Genomic DNA, 15,208 nt, shown 5'->3' with positions numbered 1-15,208 from the left:
CACGCGCCGCCATGGACACGAGCCTTGGCAGCCTTTAGATCAGAAGCATGGCCTTCGCACTCGCTTTGCCTCGGCTCGTGACCTGGTCCCTCCTGCAGGTGAGCAGCCTGCCCGATACGATCGTGACCCGCACCATTCCGGATCGCGGTGTCCTGGAATGGACCAGCGGCCTCCTGCAGATTCTGGTGCTGCTGCTGGCCGTGGGGGCCCTTGTCGCCCTGATCCTGCTGCTCCGTGCCGTCCGCGATGGGGTGCTGAAGCTCAATGGCACGCTGGACCGGCTGGCTGCCGACACCCGCCCGATGCTGGCGGACGCGAGCGCCATCGTCCGCGATGCACGCGACACGGTGGCAACGGTGAAGCGGGATGTGGCCGTGGTAACCGATGCGGCCGCCGCCATTGGGGACACCATCCTCGATGCCGCCGAGGTGACCGCGCGCCGGGTCGATGAAGTGAATGCCGTGCTCGACGTGGTACAGGACGAGCTCGAGGAAACCGCGATTACGGCCATCGCCGCCGTCCGTGGCGTGCGCCTGGGCGCCCACGCGCTGGCGTCGCGCTTCCCGGGCAAGGGGCGCACGCGACGGCGTCCGCCCACGACGGATCGGGACAACGAGGGGTGAGCGAGCGCCCACGCGCCAGAGTGCCGTGGGCGGCGTGCCTGCTGCTGGCGCTGCTCGTCCTGGCCGCGACACCGACCGAGGCCTGGGCGTGGACGCCGGGCACGCACGTCTTTCTCGGCGACGCGCTGCTTCGTCATCTCTCGTTGGTCCCGCCTCACATCGGTGCCCTGCTTGCCGCGTACCCGGCGGACTTTCTGTACGGGTCGATTGCGGCCGATACAAGCATCGCCAAGAAGTACGCCGAGGTTGGCCGGCATTGCCACTCGTGGCATGTGGGCATGGAGATCCACGAAGAAGCGGACCCTCCGGCCCTGCGCGCCTTCGCGCTCGGCTATCTGGCGCACCTGGCCGCTGACGTGGTGGCACACAACTTCTTCGTGCCACGCCAGCTGGCGGTGACTTCGAGTACGAGCGCCCTGGGGCACAGCTACTGGGAAAGCCGCATCGATACCCACCTTGGCGAACTCTGGCCCCGCCGGGCCCGAGAGCTGCTGCGGCTCGATCATTCACCGGCCGACCAGCACCTCGATCGCATCCTCAGCCCCACACTGTTTGGTACGCCCACCAATCGCCGGATCTTCCGCGGCATGGTGTACGTAACCGATACCGAATCGTGGCAGCGGATCTTTCAGCTCGTGTCCGAGAACAGTCGCTGGGATCTGGCCGACGCCGACGTCGGCCGCTATCTGGCCCGCGCCTTCGATTACATCGTGGACCTGCTGAATCATTGGGACCGCAGTGAGCCGTTCGCCTTCGATCCATCGGGTGACAAACCGCTCCGCGAAGCCAAGCGGGTACGGCGGCAGGCGCGACGGGAGGGCGGCGATATGCGCGCGGCGCTCGAGGCCGACCGCATGTTCGGCATGCCGGTCACCCCGTTGCGCCACGCCCTCGATCTTCCAGCCCCGCTGTTCAGCCCCCGCGAGCGGCCAGCAGCTGGTTGACCTTGCGGGGATCGGCCGACCCGTTCGACTTCTTCATCACGAGGCCCACCAGCACTCCCTGCAGCTTCTTCTCGCCACTCGTGAAGCGCGCCGCCTCTGCGGCATGTTCGGCGAAGACCTCGTCGATCCATCTCACCAGGGCCTCGTCGTCACGCACCTGGAGCAAGCCGGCCGCGCGGGCCACATCGAGCGGCGATCCCCCGTCCTGTTCGAGGATGGTGAAGAGCTGACGCGCCGCCGTATTGGAGAGTTGCCCCGACACTTCGAGCGCGATGAGGGCTCCCAGCCGCTCTGGCGACACGGGATGGTGAGCGAGCGGTGTTCCGGAGGCGTTGACCGAGGCGAGCACCTGTCCAAGCATCCAATTGGCGGCCCGTTTGGCGTCACCGGCCGCTGCCGCAACGTCCTCGAAGCGATCGGCCAGCTCCCGTGTGGCGAGCAGCTGCTCGATCTCGGCATCGGCCAGCGCATACTGCGCGGCGAAGCGCGCACGGCGCGCCGGCGGCAACTCCGGCAGTGCGGCTTGCTGGTCGGCGATATAGGCGGGTGCGAGCTGCAGCGGCGGCAGGTCCGGCTCGGGGAAGTACCGGTAGTCGTGGCTTCCCTCCTTGCTGCGCGAGGGGCGCACCTCGTTGCGCTTGTCATCGTAGAGCATGGTCTGCTGCTCGATGCGCCCCCCGGCGGCCAACACCGTACGCTGCCGCGCGAACTCGATCTCAGCCGCGCGTTCGATAGCCGAAAACGAATTGAGGTTCTTGATCTCGGTCTTGGTGCCCAGCGCCGTGTCACCGATTCGCCGGACCGAGATGTTCACATCGACGCGGAGCGACCCCTCTTCCATGTTGGCATCGGACACCTGGGCATACTCGAGGATCTGCTTGAGCCGTTTGGCGTAGGCCGCGGCGTCGGCCGCGGAACGGATGTCCGGCTCGGAGACGATTTCGACCAGCGGCGTACCGGCCCGGTTGAGGTCGATGGCCGTGGCATCGGCAAAGCGATCGTGGACCGACTTGCCAGCGTCTTCCTCCATGTGCACGCGGTGCACCCGAATGACACGCGGCGTCGCATCGGCGTTGGCGCCCACGACGATTGCGCCGTTGGTGGCCAGCGGGCGATCGAACTGCGAGATCTGGTAGCCTTTGGGCAGGTCCGGGTAGAAATAATTCTTGCGCGCGAACACCGACTCCTCGTGCACGGTGCAGCCCAGGGCCAGCGAGGCCCGGGTGGCGAGGGCCACCGCGTGGGCGTTGAGCACAGGGAGTGCACCGGGAAGCCCGAGGCAGACCGGACAGGTGTTGCTGTTCGGCGCGTCTCCGAACGACGTGCGGCAGCCGCAGAAGATCTTGCTCTGCGTCTTGAGCTGGCAGTGCACCTCGAGGCCAATGACGAGTTCCCACTCGCTGCCTCCTCCCGACATGTCGCGCGCCCCGGTCACTGGTGTGCCTCCGCTCCGAGCGCCCGTTCGAGCGCCGCCGCTGCCCGGAGCATGGTGGGCTCCGTGAAGTGCGGTGCCATGAACTGTCCGCCAATGGGGAGTCCATCCACCCGGCCAATGGGCTGCGACATGGCGGGAATGCCCACCAGATTGGCCGTCACCGTGAAGATGTCGCTCAGGTACATCTCGTACGGATCGGACACCTCCCCAATGCGGAACGCCGGGGTCGGCGCCGTGGGAGTGAACAGCAGGTGCACGCCGGACGCGAACACCTGTGAGAACTCCTGGCGGATGAGTTCGCGGACCGCCTGTGCCCGCCGATAGTAGGCGTCGTAGTAGCCGGCGCTGAGCACATACGTGCCGAGCAGGATGCGGCGCGTCACTTCGGCGCCGAATCCCTCGGATCGGGTGCGTTCGTACATGGCGCCGAGGTCGTCTGCCATGGCGCGTCGGCCATACCGCACCCCGTCGTAGCGGGCGAGATTGCTCGACGCTTCGGCGGGCGCGATGATGTAGTACACCGGAATCGCGAGATCGGTACTGGGGAGCGACACGTCACGGATTTCGGCTCCCAGACTCTCCAGCACGGTCAGTGCGTGCCGACAGTGCGCCGCGATGCGTGCATCGAGGGACGCCGGGAAGTACTCGACCGGTCGCCCGATCACGAGCCCCGCGAGTGGCCGGGGGTCGGCGGACGCGCCGTCGACGGTTGGTGGCAGGAACTCGGGCACCGCGTGCGGCGCGCTGGTGGCATCGAAGCGGTCGTGGCCGGCGATGATCTGCAGTCCGGCCGCAGCGTCACCCACGGTGCGACCAAAGACCCCGACATGATCCAGCGACGAGGCGTAGGCCACGAGCCCATACCGACTGACGCGCCCGTACGTCGGCTTGACGCCCACAATGCCGCAGAACGCGGCAGGCTGCCGAACGGAGCCGCCGGTTTCCGAGCCAAGGGCGAGGCGAACCACCCCGGCGGCCACGGCGGCGGCCGACCCGCCGGAGCTTCCCCCGGGTACCCGGGTGCGGTCGAGCGGATTCCGCACCGGCCCAAAGGCGCTGTTCTCGTTCGACGAACCCATCGCGAATTCGTCCATGTTGGTCTTGCCAAGGATGGCCGCGCCCGCGTCGCGCAGCCTGCGAACGGCGGTGGCTTCGAAGGGGCTCATGTACCCCTCGAGGACACGTGAGCCGCACGTCGTGGGCAGTTCGTGCGTGGCCAGATTGTCCTTGATGGCGACCGGCACCCCGGCGAGTGGTCCGACGTCGAGGCCCGTGGCCTCGCGATCCACGGCGAGAAAGGCATTGAGCCCGTCGGCGCCGGCACACACCGCATCGAATGCGGCCCACGCATCCGCCACGCGGTGTGCACGCAGCGTGCCGAGTGCGGGGTGGTCGCTCACGACGCCTCCTCGGCACTGGCACCGAGTGCGCCGTGGGAGGCCAACCGGGGCACCAGGAAGAATCCGTCACGCGCCGACGGCGCGAAGGCCTCGCGCGGACGAGTGAGCGGGTCGGGCGGCAGCGTATCGTCACGCAGTGGTGCCCCCGGGGTGTCCGGAGAGTGGAGGACACCGCTTACATCCACCTGCTGCAGCACATCCATGTGCGCGAGAATGCCGTTCAATTCAGCCACCAGCGCTGGTACCCGTTCGGCCTCGAGTCCAACGCGGGCCAACCGGGCCACATGGCGTACATCGTCCGACGTGACCGACATCAGTCCCACTCCTTTTCGAGCCTGGCCTGGGCGAGCACGAGCGTCTTGCGCCCGATTTCTTCGTCATCGAAATCGATGCGCACCTTGGTGTCGCGCCCGCTGCCCGTGATTTCCGCAATGGTGCCACTGCCGAAGCGCGCATGCTTCACCCGTTCGCCCGGCCGATACGCCGGCGCATCCTGCGATTCGTCCTCGGGTTGCGGGACATCACGCCGGTTGGGGGTGCTGAAGCCACCGGCCGGTCGCGTGGCAAAGGGGACGTTGGGCGCGCGATCGCCATAGGCGTTGGAGCCGTACGGGCCGCTGGCCCGGCGAGGGGCGCCGGCAGCGAACCCACTGGCCGACCCACTGCGCCCCCAGCTCTGGTCGCCATCCCGACGGCTGCCGTAGCCCCCGCCGAGTCCAGCCGCGCCGGCACGCCCTTCGGCCTTGGCGCGCCCCGTCTTGCCACGCTCCGCCAAGGACGGCGTGACGGCCTTGAGGAAGCGTGAGGGCATGGAAATCATGAGTTCCCCGTTGCGCCGGCGCTGCTCGGCGCACGTGAGGTAGAGCTTCTCCTCGGCCCGGGTGATTCCCACGTAGAACAGCCGGCGCTCTTCCTCGAGCGACGACGGGTCCTCGGCAGCGCGCGCGAGCGGGAAGAGTCCGTCTTCGAGGCCGCACACGAACACCAGAGGGAACTCCAATCCCTTGGCATTGTGCATGGTCATGCACACCACGGCGTCGGCGTGGGGATCGAGCTTATCGACGCCGGCCACCAGTGTCGACGACTGGAGGAAGTGATCGAGCGGCGTGAGGCCCACTTCGCCACCCTCATCGGCCACCACCTCAGCCGCACCGGCGATGAGTTCGCGCACGTTGTCGATGCGTTCGAGCCCTTCGGGTCCCTCGGCCCGCAGGTGTTCGGCGTAGCGGATGGCCTGTACGAGATCCCGCAGGAGTTCATCAACGGCCGCCTCCACGGCGGCGACGCGCAGACGCTGCACCACGCCCACGAAGTCGGCGATCGCCGCGCGTGCGGCCGGGCGCAGCGACGCCACGACATCGGGGTGGGTGGCGATCTCCAGCAACGGCTTGCCGTCGAGCGCCGCCCGCTCGGCGAGCAGCGCCATGCTGGCATCACCCAGGCCGCGCTTGGGCACGTTCGCCGCCCGGAGGAAGGCCTCATTGTCGGCGGGGTTGGCAATGAGCTTGAGATAGGCCATGAGGTCGCGGATTTCCCGCCGGTCGTAGAAGCGCACGGCGCCCACGAGCCGATAGGGAATGTTCCGCCGCCGGAAGGCGTCTTCGACGGCGCGTGACTGCGCATTCGTGCGGTAGAGCACGGCGCAGTCCCGGCGCGACAGATCGGAGGCCGCCAGCCGCGTGAGAATCGTGTCGGCGATGAAATCCGCTTCGTCGCGTTCGTCGAGACACTCGATGAGGGTCACCGGTTCACCGGCCGGACGCGTCGCGCGCAGCGTCTTGCCGCGGCGCTCCGTGTTCTCCGCGATCACCGCATTCGCGAGTGCGAGGACGTTGGGCGTGGAGCGGTAGTTCTCCTCGAGGCGCACCACGTGGGCGCCCGGAAAATCGCGCTCGAAGTCGAGGATGTTGCGGATGTCCGCGCCGCGCCACCCGTAGATGGACTGGTCGTCGTCACCGACCACCATGACGTTGCGGTGCAGGCCGCCCACCAGCTGCACGAACCGATACTGCGCCGCGTTCGTATCCTGATATTCGTCCACCAGCAGGTAGCGGAACCGTCGCTGGTAGTGCGCCCGCAACGCCTCGTCCATCTCGAGGGCACGCACCGGAAGCACGAGGAGATCGTCGAACGTGACCGCATTTGCCTGCTGCAGCGCCGCTTCGAGATCGGTATAGACACCGGCCACCGCGGTGGTGAAGGTGTCGCGTGCGGTGCGTGCGTATTCCCCGGGCGATACGAGCGCGTTCTTGGCGCTGGAGATGGCGCCGAGGATGGCCTTTGGCGCGAACTGGGTGGGGCTGAGCTTGCGCCGTTCCATGACGCGCTTCACCGCGCCGATGGTGTCGTCCTCGTCGTAGATCGTGAAGTTCTGCTCGCGACCGACGAGGGGGGCGACGCCGCGCAGCAGACGCGCGCCCAGCGCATGGAAGGTGCCACACCACATGCCCTTGGGTTCGTGCCCGAGGAACTTGGCGATGCGCTCCCGCATCTCGCCAGCGGCCTTGTTGGTGAAGGTGACCGCGAGAATCTCGTGCGGGGCCACGTGGCGCGTGCCGATGAGGCGTGCGATGCGGGTAGTGAGCACCCGTGTCTTGCCCGAGCCGGCACCCGCCAGGACGAGCGCGGGGCCGTCGTCATGAAAGACGGCGTCACGCTGGCCGGGATTGAGCCCGCGCGTGAGGGCATCGAGGTCGACGCCAGGCGCTGAAGGCACCGCGTCGAAAAGGGAACCGGTCCAACCCGTCGTTGTCATCCGTTCAAGATAACGTCGAACGCGGCTCCCCGGTCGGTTTCGGCGAGGACCAATCGCCCGTGATGATTTTCCTCCACAATGCGACGCGCCAACGACAGGCCGATGCCCCAGCCGCGATCCTTGGTGGTGAACCCGGCGTCGAAGATGCGCTTCCGCAGTGCGCGCGGGACTCCCGGCCCGTCGTCCTGTACCCGGATGCGAGCGCCTCCCTCCGGGATCGGGGTGACCGACACGACGACCTCGCCGTTGCGGCCACCGAGGGCATCCATGGCGTTCTTGATGAGCACTTCCAGCACCCACTCCAGCAGCACGACATCGCCACGCACCATGACCGGTCCACCGGGGTCGTCGCTGCGAATGGTCACCGTGCGCGCGAGCGTGGGCGCGCGCGCCGCGAAATACTCCGCCAACCGCCGCACGAGTGCCGTTGCGTCGAGCGTTTCGTCGCGCGGCGGCCGGCCGATGCGCTCGAAGCGATGCGAGACGCGTTCGAGCCGTTGCACGTCCTGCGCCATGGCCTCGACGGCGCGCGCGCCCGTCCCTCCGGTGACGGTATCGGCCAGCAGTTCGATCCACCCGGTGAGCGCGGAGAGGGGCGTGCCCAGCTGGTGGGCGGCCTCGCGGGCCATGCCGGCCCAGACCTTTTCCCGCTCGGCCCGCCCGCGTTCGACAAGCGCGTACACCCCCAGCCCCACGAGCAGCGTGATCCCCAGAGCCTGCAGCAGGGGAATGAAGCGCAATCCGTTCACGATGGCGCTGTCGCCCAGATGCACGGCGCCCACCGCCGGTTCCACGATGGGCGGATTCTGCCGGTCCAGCTCGGCGACATACCGGCGGAAGCGCACCGTATCGGACGGATCCATGCCGTCGGGGAGATTGGCGGTGGCCGACACGCGGCCATCGTTGTCGGTGAGGACCAGCGGCAGCCCCGACTCCCTGATCTGCCGGGAGAGATCGAGCAGGGCGATGGTGGGATCGGCGTTGACGCTGGTGTCCTGCAGCGCTTCGTAAATGCGCGCGTACATGCGCCCCTGGCCAGCACCGGCCGCCCGAAGCTGGGTGACCACATGCTGCGTGTAGGCCACGTACCAGACCAGCAGGGCGATCACCCCGAGCACCATCGCAACGAGGGGCCAGCGACGACGGCGCATGTGGGAGGGGGCGAGAGAGAACCGTGGGCGCCTTGGCAGGCTCAGCGCAGGACAGCCCGGCCCAGCCACGGCTGCAGGGCCTCCGGAATGCGCACGGAGCCGTCGGCCTGCTGATGGTGTTCGAGCAGGCAGGCAATGATACGCGAAAACGCGAGCGCCGACCCGTTGAGCGTGTGGACGAAGCGCGGCTTCTCCCCGGGCGCGGGGCGATAGCGGATGTTGGCGCGTCGGGCCTGAAAGTCGGCGAACACGCTGCAACTCGACACCTCGAGCCACTTGCCCACCGCGGGAGCGAACACCTCGAGATCATAGGTCATTGCGCTCGAGAACCCGGTGTCGCCTGCCGCCAGCAGCACCCGACGATACGGCAGTTCGAGGCGCTGGAGGATGGTTTCCGCCTGACTGGTCAGGAGCTCGAGCTCCTGGCGTGATGTCTCCGGCGTGGCGTACCGCACCAGCTCCACCTTGTCGAACTGGTGGACCCGGAGCAGCCCGCGCGTATCCTTGCCAGCGGCGCCGGCCTCGCGGCGAAAGCAGGCGCTGTACGCACAGAAGGTCTTCGGCAGGTCGCTCAGCTCGAGGATCTCATCCCGATAGAGATTGGTAACGGGCACTTCGGCGGTGGGAATCAGGAAGAGCTCGTCCGCGGTGACGGCGTACGCATCCTCCTCGAACTTCGGGAAGTTGCCCGTGCCGGTCATCGAGGCCCGATTCACCACGAACGGCACCCACGTTTCCTCGTACCCGTGTTCGGTGGTGTGGATGTCGAGCATCAGGTTCATGAGCGAGCGCACAAGCCGCGCGCCGGCGCCCCGGTAGACGATGAACCCCGAGCCGCTGATCTTCGCCCCGCGAGCAAGGTCGAGCACCCCGAGTTCGGCGCCCTTGTCCCAGTGCGGCGTGAGCGTCGCGCCATCGTCTCGCGGCGCGCCCCAGGACGAGACGACGGTGTTCGCCGACTCGTCGCCCTCGGGCACGTCGGCGAGCGGAATGTTGGGCAGTTCGTACAGCATGGCCTGCACGGCCGCGTCCGCCTCGTTGCGCCGCGCCTCGAGCGCACCGATGGCATCACCGATGGCGCGTCCCTCGGCGATCAGGGCGGTCGCGTCCTCTCCCGCCTTGCGGCGGGCGGCCACTTCCTGGGTGACCTTGTTGCGACGCGCCTGCTGCGCCTCCACCTCGGTGATGGCCGCCCGACGCTCACGTTCAAGCGCCTCGGCCCGATCGAGCAGCGGCTGCAGTTCGGCGAGCTTGCCGCGGCGCCGCATGCCTTCACGCAGATGGTCGAGTTGATCGCGCAGCAGCCGAATATCGTGCATGCCAGTAGCAGGTTCAGGTCGAGGGGAGGCCCGGCGTGAGCGCACGATACCCGCAATTGCGGTTCACGAGCGTCCGCAGCACGAGGCGCCGTTCGGCGAGGATGACGCTGTCTACGGCGACCTTGCCGTAGAACGGATCCTGGAGGATACACCGCGAACTGGTGAGCCTGATCAGCACCACCTCGTTCACCGCCACCACCAGGGTGGAATCGTCGGTGTAGCCACGATCGGGTGCCCGCGTGATGGCATCGAATGCCGACGTGCTGCGCGCGAGCCCGATGCTGGGCGCCCCAGCCGGCGCCTGGGGGACGAGCGCCCGCGCCGGCAGGAAGCGGACTTTGCCGTCGGCGGTGATGTCGAAGGCGACCTCGAAGTTCACCGTGCCGTTGCTGAGCAACTGCGGGCGTTCGACGGAGAGGTTGCTGAAGAGCACACTGGCTGGGAGGGCCGCATTGGTTCCGGACAACGCCCACACGCTGAAGGTGCGCACGGTGTTTTCACTCGTGGGCGGCGACAGGAACGGGTTGTTGTCGCTGCATGCGGCCCCCATCCCTGCCATCAGGGCGAGGGCACAAAATGACAGGGCGCGCCGAGCCAGGCGAGGCGCGCCGTTCCGACGGTCGTTCAGGGTGAAGCGCATGGCGATTTCCGAGGTGATCCGGCCGTCAGGCCGGCGAACGTTCCGCCTCGGAGGTTACCGCCCAACTCGTGCACGGGCAAGCGGTTCGGCCACGCAATGATCGCTTGACTTCGCACGCCGGCCGGGACAGCGTTCCGCCATGCCCACCATTCGAGATCTGGTCAGCGCGCTGCGGCGCCGCGACGGCGTGGACGCGGCCATCGTTCTCGGTCGCGACGGCCTGCTCATTGACGGGAACAGCGCGTCGCCTCTCGACCCCGACGGGCTCGCGGCGTTCGTGCCCCCGATGGCGCTGGCCGCCGCCGATCTGGGCCTGGCGGCGCAACGCGGCGATTTCGGCATCATGGTGCTGGAATACGCCGAGGGCCATGCGGTCGTCACGGCGCTGTCGCATGACGCCTTTCTCCTGATCCTGCTGCAGCCCACGGCCAATCTCGGCGCCCTGCTGTACGAACTGCGACGTCACCGCTCCCAGATCTCGGCGCTGGTCTGAGCCAGTGACCGAGGCGGTAACCGACAGCCCGACGCCGGCGCTGCCGATTCTGGTCGTCGACGACGAACCGCATATTGGCCGCATTATCCGCACGCGCCTCGAGCAGGACGGCGTTCGGGTCCTGCTCGCCGAAAGCGGGGTCGAGGCGCTGGATCAGCTGCACCGTGAACCGGACGTTGGGCTGATCGTGCTGGATCTCATGCTGCCCGGCATGTCGGGGATCGATATCTTGCGGGTCCTTCGCGACGACATTCGCTGGAGTGACCTGCCCTGCATCGTCTTGACGGCCGCTGGTCAGGAGGCGCACTGGCAGGAAGCCGAGGCGCTCGGCGTCGCCGAGGTCATGTCGAAGCCCTTCAGCCCCCGCCGGTTGCTTGCCCGCGTGCGTCACCATATGCGGGGGCCGCGCGCGTCCACCGATGACTCGAGTTCGCAGTGACCCGTCCTTCCCCCCGCTCGACGACCGCATGATCCGCTGGAATGTGGTGCTGGCCGGTGGCATTGGCTCGCGCTTCTGGCCGTTGTCGACGCCAACGCGCCCGAAGCAGTTGCTGCCGCTGGTCACGGATGCGCCCATGCTGTGCGACACCCTCGACCGGCTGCGCCCCTCGGCGCCGCCCGAGCGCACGCTCGTGCTGACCAACGCCTCGTTGCGCGACGCCGTGCTGGCGCTGGATCCGACACTGCCGGCCGACAACGTGATCGCCGAACCCCGCCCGGCGGGCACCTGCGCCGCGCTGGCGTGGGCAGCCAAGCTCATCGCCGCTCGCGATGGCGATGAGGCGGTCATGGTGTGCACCCATGCGGACTGGGCCATTGGCGATGTGGAGGCGTTCCGCCACACGCTGGACCGTGCCGCGCAAGTGGCGCTGACGAGCCGTGCTCTGGTGACGGTGGGGATCGTGCCGTCACGACCCGACCCTGGCTTCGGCTACATCCAACCTGGGGAGGTAGTCCGCGATGATGTCCGGCGGGTGGCGCGCTTCGCGGAGAAACCCGACACCGCGACGGCGTCGCGGATGGTCGCCGAGGGGTACCTCTGGAACTCCGGCATTTTCGCCTGGTGTGTGGGCGACCTGCTCGATGAAATCCGCGAACACACGCCGGAAGTCCAGCCGGCGCTGGCGGCGTCAGGTGACGATCTCGAACGGTTCTTCGCGGCCGTGCACTCGATTGCCATCGATGTGGGTGTGCTCGAGCGTTCCCCCCGTGTTCTGGTGCTCCCCGGGCAGTTCGGCTGGGACGATGTCGGCACCTGGGCCGCGTTGCATCGGGTGCGCGCGCATGACGGGCAGGACAATGCCATGCTTGGTCCGAGCCATGCCTGCCAGTCCACCGGCAACGTCGTCCATGCCGACGGTACACAGGTGGTTCTCTACGGCGTACACGACCTCGTGGTGGTGGCGCGTGCGGGGCTGGTCATGGTCACAACCCGTGAGCGTGCCGCCGACCTCAAGACCCTGCTGGACACGCTTCCCCCAGACCTTCGCGATCGATGATCATTTTCTACGATGACGCCCGAGCGCGTCGGTTTGAGCCCTTTGCCACCACGCTCCCGCTGGCGGAAATGCGCATGGGGGCGCTGCTCCAGCGCGAACGATGGCAGGAAGTGCTGCACGCGGCGCCGCGCGGATTCGTGTCGTCACCGCATCTCGAAGGGTTTGCCGAGTTCGATGCGCCCCCTGCTCATGTGGGGGATGTCCCCGCCGGTACCTGGCTGGTGAACACCCGCGCCGTCCCCTTGCTGGACACCGTGCGCAGCACGGCCACGGTGCTGGCGATCGATCACCAGGTGGCGGCCGTCAAGCTTGCCGCGGCCGTTTCGCGCGAGCAGCTGCAGGACGTGATGTTCGCGCTCGAGGATGTCCTGCCGAGTACCGGTTCGATGGCGAACATCCCGGGCGTGTGGCTCGAAAACGTGTGGGACCTGGTCGCGCATCTCCAGACCGTGTTGCAGGCGGACATCCCGGCGGTGACGCAACGGACCGAGGCCGTTCCCCTGGCAGACGGTATCGCGACGATTCTGGGGAGCCACGGCGTCTTCGTGGAAGCCGATGCGACCATCGAACCACAGGTGGTGTTCGACACCACCCTTGGCCCGGTCCTGCTTCGTCGGGGGGCGGTCGTGCAGGCCTTTTCGCGCGTCGCCGGCCCCTGCTACGTGGGGCGTGAGGCGTCGGTACTGGGCGGCCGCGTGGCGGGGTGCGCCATCGGTGACGTCTGCCGGGTGCACGGCGAGCTGTCGGCGTCCATTCTGGTCGGGCACAGCAACAAGGGACACGACGGGTTCGTGGGCCATTCGGTACTGGGACGGTGGGTCAACCTGGGCGCCGGCACCACGACGAGCAACCTCAAGAACACGTACGGCACGGTGTCGCTGTGGACTCCGGATGGTGTGCAGGACACCAAGTTGCAGTTTCTCGGCACGCTGTTCGGCGATCATGCCAAGACCGGCATTGGCCTGCGGCTCACGACCGGGTGTGTCGTTGGCGCCGGAGCCAACGTGTTCGATGCGATGCCGCCCAAGGCGGTGGCTCCATTTTCGTGGGGTGGTGCGCCGCCGTACGGCCGCTTCGCCGAGGAGCAGTTCGTCAACACCGCGGAGCGCATGATGGCGCGCCGGCACGTCGTCATGTCCGCCTCGGCCCGCGGCTGGTGGCGCCGTGTGCATGCCGTCGCGAGCGCCGATACCCGCTGGCCGCGCGGGTGACGGGCCACACGTGATTGCCGTGACCATGCTCGGCTCCGGGAGCCGAGGCAACGCGATCCTGGTGGATGGCAGCGATGGCACCGTGCTGGTGGACGCCGGTTTCGGCGTGCGTACCCTGGCCAAGCGCTTCGAGGCGGTGCAGCGGCGTCCCGGCGACGTGGGGGCAGTCCTGCTCACGCATGAGCATGTGGATCACGCGTGCGGGGCGGCGGCGGCCTGCGACCGGTGGTCGTGGCGCGTGCACGCATCGGCTCCCACCCTCGCGGCCCTGTCGCTCGTGGCCAGTGGAGCTCCCTCCGACGTCCAGCCCTTTGCCCCGAGCGGTGATCAGGTGTTGTGCGGATTCACCATCGAACACGCACCGCTGCCGCACGATGCCAGCGATTGCCGCGCATTGGTGCTGACCGATCGCGCGAGCGGCGCGCGATTGGGCATCGTGCTCGATGCCGGTCACGTCCCCGAGACGCTGCCGGCGTTTCTCGACCGCCTGGATCTGCTGGTGGTGGAGTCGAACCATGACCCGGACCTGCTGGCGAATGGTCCCTATCCGCAGCCGCTCAAGGCGCGCATTGGCGGCGGGCGCGGACATCTTTCGAACCGACAGGCGTCGACGCTGGCCGCCGCCTGTGCGCACCGCGGGTTGCGCCACGTGGTGCTGGCCCATCTCAGCGAAACGAACAACACTCCCGCCCTCGCGTTGGCGAGCGCACACGCGGCGCTCCGCGGCGCCGGCTGGAAGCGCGACGGGGTGTCGACCGCGCCGCAGCGTGTGCCCCTGACGCCGGTGCGCGCCGACGGTGGCGTCGGGCGGCTGGTGGCGACGCAGTTGGCGCTGGGCCTCTAGCCGTTGTCGCCAAGACCGTAGTTCACGGCGCAGCCGGCGGGCGTGAGGCTGGGGGAAGATCGTGCAGGGGTGCACTGCGGCTTGCCCATGGCATTCACCGTGTCCGGTCCATGCGTCGCCGCACGCGGCACACACACGAACGGGCACCTCGTGTGAGGTGCCCGTCGTGCATCGTGCGTGGACGCGTGTCCTGAGCGCGAGGCTCAGTACATGCCGCCCATGCCCGGGCCGCCGGCCGGCGCGGCCGGCTTGTCTTCCTTCTTCTCGACGATGAGCGCTTCGGTCGTGAGGAGCAGACCGGCGATCGACGCCGCGTTCTGGAGCGCCGTCCGGGTGACCTTGGTGGGGTCGATGACGCCAGCCTGGACCAGATCCTCGTACACGTCCGTGAGGGCGTTGTAGCCGAAGCTCGTCTCCTTGGCCGTGCGGATCTTCTCGATCACGATCGAGCCTTCCCCGCCGGCGTTCTGCACGATCATGCGGAGCGGCTCCTCGATGGCGCGACGGATGATGTCGACACCGATCTGCTCGTCGCGCTCGGCGACCTTCACGTCCTTGAGGACGTGCTGCGCGCGCACCAGCGCCACGCCACCGCCCGGGACGATGCCCTCCTCGACGGCGGCACGCGTCGCGTGCAGCGCGTCTTCGACGCGGGCCTTCTTCTCCTTCATTTCGGCTTCGGTCGCCGCGCCGACGTTGATGACGGCGACGCCACCGGCGAGCTTCGCGAGACGCTCCTGCAGCTTCTCCCGGTCGTAGTCCGAGGTGCTCTTGTCGATGGCAGCGCGGATTTCCTTCACGCGGCCTTCGATGTCCTTCTGGTCGCCAGCGCCGTCGATGATCGTGGTGTTGTCCTTGTCGATCACGATGCGCTTGGCCGAGCCGAGGTCGGTG

At 68.1% G+C, this 15,208-nt stretch carries 15 protein-coding genes; 7 read left to right on the top strand and 8 right to left on the bottom strand.

The window, feature by feature from the left end; all coding sequences use genetic code 11:
* Positions 1-47: 47 nt before the first annotated feature.
* Complete coding sequence (locus LW840_RS14180) at positions 48-623, top strand: hypothetical protein (protein ID WP_291263007.1); 576 nt, start codon at positions 48-50, stop codon at positions 621-623.
* Positions 620-1,567 carry a zinc dependent phospholipase C family protein gene (locus LW840_RS14175; protein ID WP_291263006.1) on the top strand — a complete coding sequence of 316 codons (948 nt, stop codon included), beginning with the start codon at positions 620-622 and terminating at the stop codon, positions 1,565-1,567. The genes LW840_RS14180 and LW840_RS14175 overlap by 4 nt, the downstream gene beginning before the upstream one ends.
* Here LW840_RS14175 and gatB read toward each other — a convergent pair.
* The 7 genes from gatB to LW840_RS14140 are packed head-to-tail and all read right to left on the bottom strand — an operon-like array spanning position 1,536 to position 10,267.
* Entirely contained in the window at positions 1,536-3,002 is a 1,467-nt protein-coding gene (gene gatB, locus LW840_RS14170; RefSeq protein ID WP_291277217.1) for an Asp-tRNA(Asn)/Glu-tRNA(Gln) amidotransferase subunit GatB, read from the bottom strand. The two genes, LW840_RS14175 and gatB, sit on opposite strands and share 32 nt — an antisense overlap.
* Positions 2,999-4,402 carry an Asp-tRNA(Asn)/Glu-tRNA(Gln) amidotransferase subunit GatA gene (gatA, locus tag LW840_RS14165; protein WP_291277216.1) on the bottom strand — a complete coding sequence of 468 codons (1,404 nt, stop codon included), beginning with the start codon at positions 4,400-4,402 and terminating at the stop codon, positions 2,999-3,001. Before gatA ends, gatB begins: the two co-directional genes overlap by 4 nt.
* The gene (gene gatC, locus LW840_RS14160) at positions 4,399-4,716 is read right to left on the bottom strand and encodes an Asp-tRNA(Asn)/Glu-tRNA(Gln) amidotransferase subunit GatC (RefSeq protein WP_291263003.1); all 318 of its coding nucleotides are present in this window, start codon (positions 4,714-4,716) and stop codon (positions 4,399-4,401) included. The genes gatA and gatC overlap by 4 nt, the downstream gene beginning before the upstream one ends.
* The gene (locus LW840_RS14155; protein WP_291277215.1) at positions 4,716-7,157 is read right to left on the bottom strand and encodes a UvrD-helicase domain-containing protein; all 2,442 of its coding nucleotides are present in this window, start codon (positions 7,155-7,157) and stop codon (positions 4,716-4,718) included. The genes gatC and LW840_RS14155 overlap by 1 nt, the downstream gene beginning before the upstream one ends.
* Complete coding sequence (locus LW840_RS14150) at positions 7,154-8,308, bottom strand: HAMP domain-containing sensor histidine kinase (protein ID WP_291263001.1); 1,155 nt, start codon at positions 8,306-8,308, stop codon at positions 7,154-7,156. The genes LW840_RS14155 and LW840_RS14150 overlap by 4 nt, the downstream gene beginning before the upstream one ends.
* Positions 8,309-8,349: 41 nt before the next feature.
* The gene (serS, locus tag LW840_RS14145; RefSeq protein WP_291277214.1) at positions 8,350-9,627 is read right to left on the bottom strand and encodes a serine--tRNA ligase; all 1,278 of its coding nucleotides are present in this window, start codon (positions 9,625-9,627) and stop codon (positions 8,350-8,352) included.
* A gap of 13 nt (positions 9,628-9,640) precedes the next feature.
* Positions 9,641-10,267, bottom strand: a complete 627-nt coding sequence (locus LW840_RS14140) for a hypothetical protein (RefSeq protein ID WP_291262999.1) — start codon at positions 10,265-10,267, stop codon at positions 9,641-9,643.
* A 139-nt stretch (positions 10,268-10,406) separates the two neighbouring features.
* On the opposite strand from LW840_RS14140, the gene LW840_RS14135 reads away from it, so the two are divergent.
* From LW840_RS14135 to LW840_RS14115, 5 genes are read left to right on the top strand one after another with little or no spacing between them, the layout of a single operon-like run.
* The gene (locus tag LW840_RS14135) at positions 10,407-10,760 is read left to right on the top strand and encodes a roadblock/LC7 domain-containing protein (RefSeq protein WP_291262998.1); all 354 of its coding nucleotides are present in this window, start codon (positions 10,407-10,409) and stop codon (positions 10,758-10,760) included.
* Between the two features lie 4 nt (positions 10,761-10,764).
* Positions 10,765-11,199 (top strand): response regulator transcription factor, encoded by a 435-nt coding sequence (locus LW840_RS14130; protein ID WP_291262997.1) that lies wholly within the window; start codon positions 10,765-10,767, stop codon positions 11,197-11,199.
* Positions 11,180-12,259: a mannose-1-phosphate guanylyltransferase gene (locus LW840_RS14125; protein WP_291268059.1), complete on the top strand. Its 1,080-nt coding sequence runs from the start codon at positions 11,180-11,182 to the stop codon at positions 12,257-12,259. The genes LW840_RS14130 and LW840_RS14125 overlap by 20 nt, the downstream gene beginning before the upstream one ends.
* Positions 12,256-13,470 (top strand): putative sugar nucleotidyl transferase, encoded by a 1,215-nt coding sequence (locus LW840_RS14120; protein ID WP_291277213.1) that lies wholly within the window; start codon positions 12,256-12,258, stop codon positions 13,468-13,470. The genes LW840_RS14125 and LW840_RS14120 overlap by 4 nt, the downstream gene beginning before the upstream one ends.
* A 25-nt stretch (positions 13,471-13,495) precedes the next feature.
* On the top strand, positions 13,496-14,314 hold the full coding sequence (locus tag LW840_RS14115; protein ID WP_291277223.1) for an MBL fold metallo-hydrolase: 819 nt from the start codon (positions 13,496-13,498) through the stop codon (positions 14,312-14,314).
* 203 nt (positions 14,315-14,517) lie between these two features.
* Here the strand turns inward: LW840_RS14115 and LW840_RS14110 are convergent.
* Positions 14,518-15,208, bottom strand: a 691-nt coding sequence (locus LW840_RS14110) for a TCP-1/cpn60 chaperonin family protein (protein WP_291277212.1), incomplete at its 5' end; no start/stop codon positions are given.

Source organism: Gemmatimonas sp., from assembly GCF_021298855.1.
Classification (GTDB): domain Bacteria; phylum Gemmatimonadota; class Gemmatimonadetes; order Gemmatimonadales; family Gemmatimonadaceae; genus Gemmatimonas.
The sequence above is the reverse complement of the archived record's forward strand: the minus strand, read 5'-3'. Positions and strand labels throughout refer to the sequence as shown.

What these genes read in the sequence shown, in the direction of transcription:
- LW840_RS14180 (WP_291263007.1), top strand. Translation starts at nt 48, where the DNA reads ATGGCCTTCGCACTCGCTTTGCCTCGGCTCGTGACCTGGTCCCTCCTG.
- gatC (WP_291263003.1), bottom strand. Translation starts at nt 4,716, where the DNA reads ATGTCGGTCACGTCGGACGATGTACGCCATGTGGCCCGGTTGGCCCGC.
- LW840_RS14155 (WP_291277215.1), bottom strand. Translation starts at nt 7,157, where the DNA reads ATGACAACGACGGGTTGGACCGGTTCCCTTTTCGACGCGGTGCCTTCA.
- LW840_RS14150 (WP_291263001.1), bottom strand. Translation starts at nt 8,308, where the DNA reads ATGCGCCGTCGTCGCTGGCCCCTCGTTGCGATGGTGCTCGGGGTGATC.
- serS (WP_291277214.1), bottom strand. Translation starts at nt 9,627, where the DNA reads ATGCACGATATTCGGCTGCTGCGCGATCAACTCGACCATCTGCGTGAA.
- LW840_RS14140 (WP_291262999.1), bottom strand. Translation starts at nt 10,267, where the DNA reads ATGCGCTTCACCCTGAACGACCGTCGGAACGGCGCGCCTCGCCTGGCT.
- LW840_RS14135 (WP_291262998.1), top strand. Translation starts at nt 10,407, where the DNA reads ATGCCCACCATTCGAGATCTGGTCAGCGCGCTGCGGCGCCGCGACGGC.
- LW840_RS14125 (WP_291268059.1), top strand. Translation starts at nt 11,180, where the DNA reads ATGACTCGAGTTCGCAGTGACCCGTCCTTCCCCCCGCTCGACGACCGC.
- LW840_RS14120 (WP_291277213.1), top strand. Translation starts at nt 12,256, where the DNA reads ATGATCATTTTCTACGATGACGCCCGAGCGCGTCGGTTTGAGCCCTTT.
- LW840_RS14115 (WP_291277223.1), top strand. Translation starts at nt 13,496, where the DNA reads ATGCTCGGCTCCGGGAGCCGAGGCAACGCGATCCTGGTGGATGGCAGC.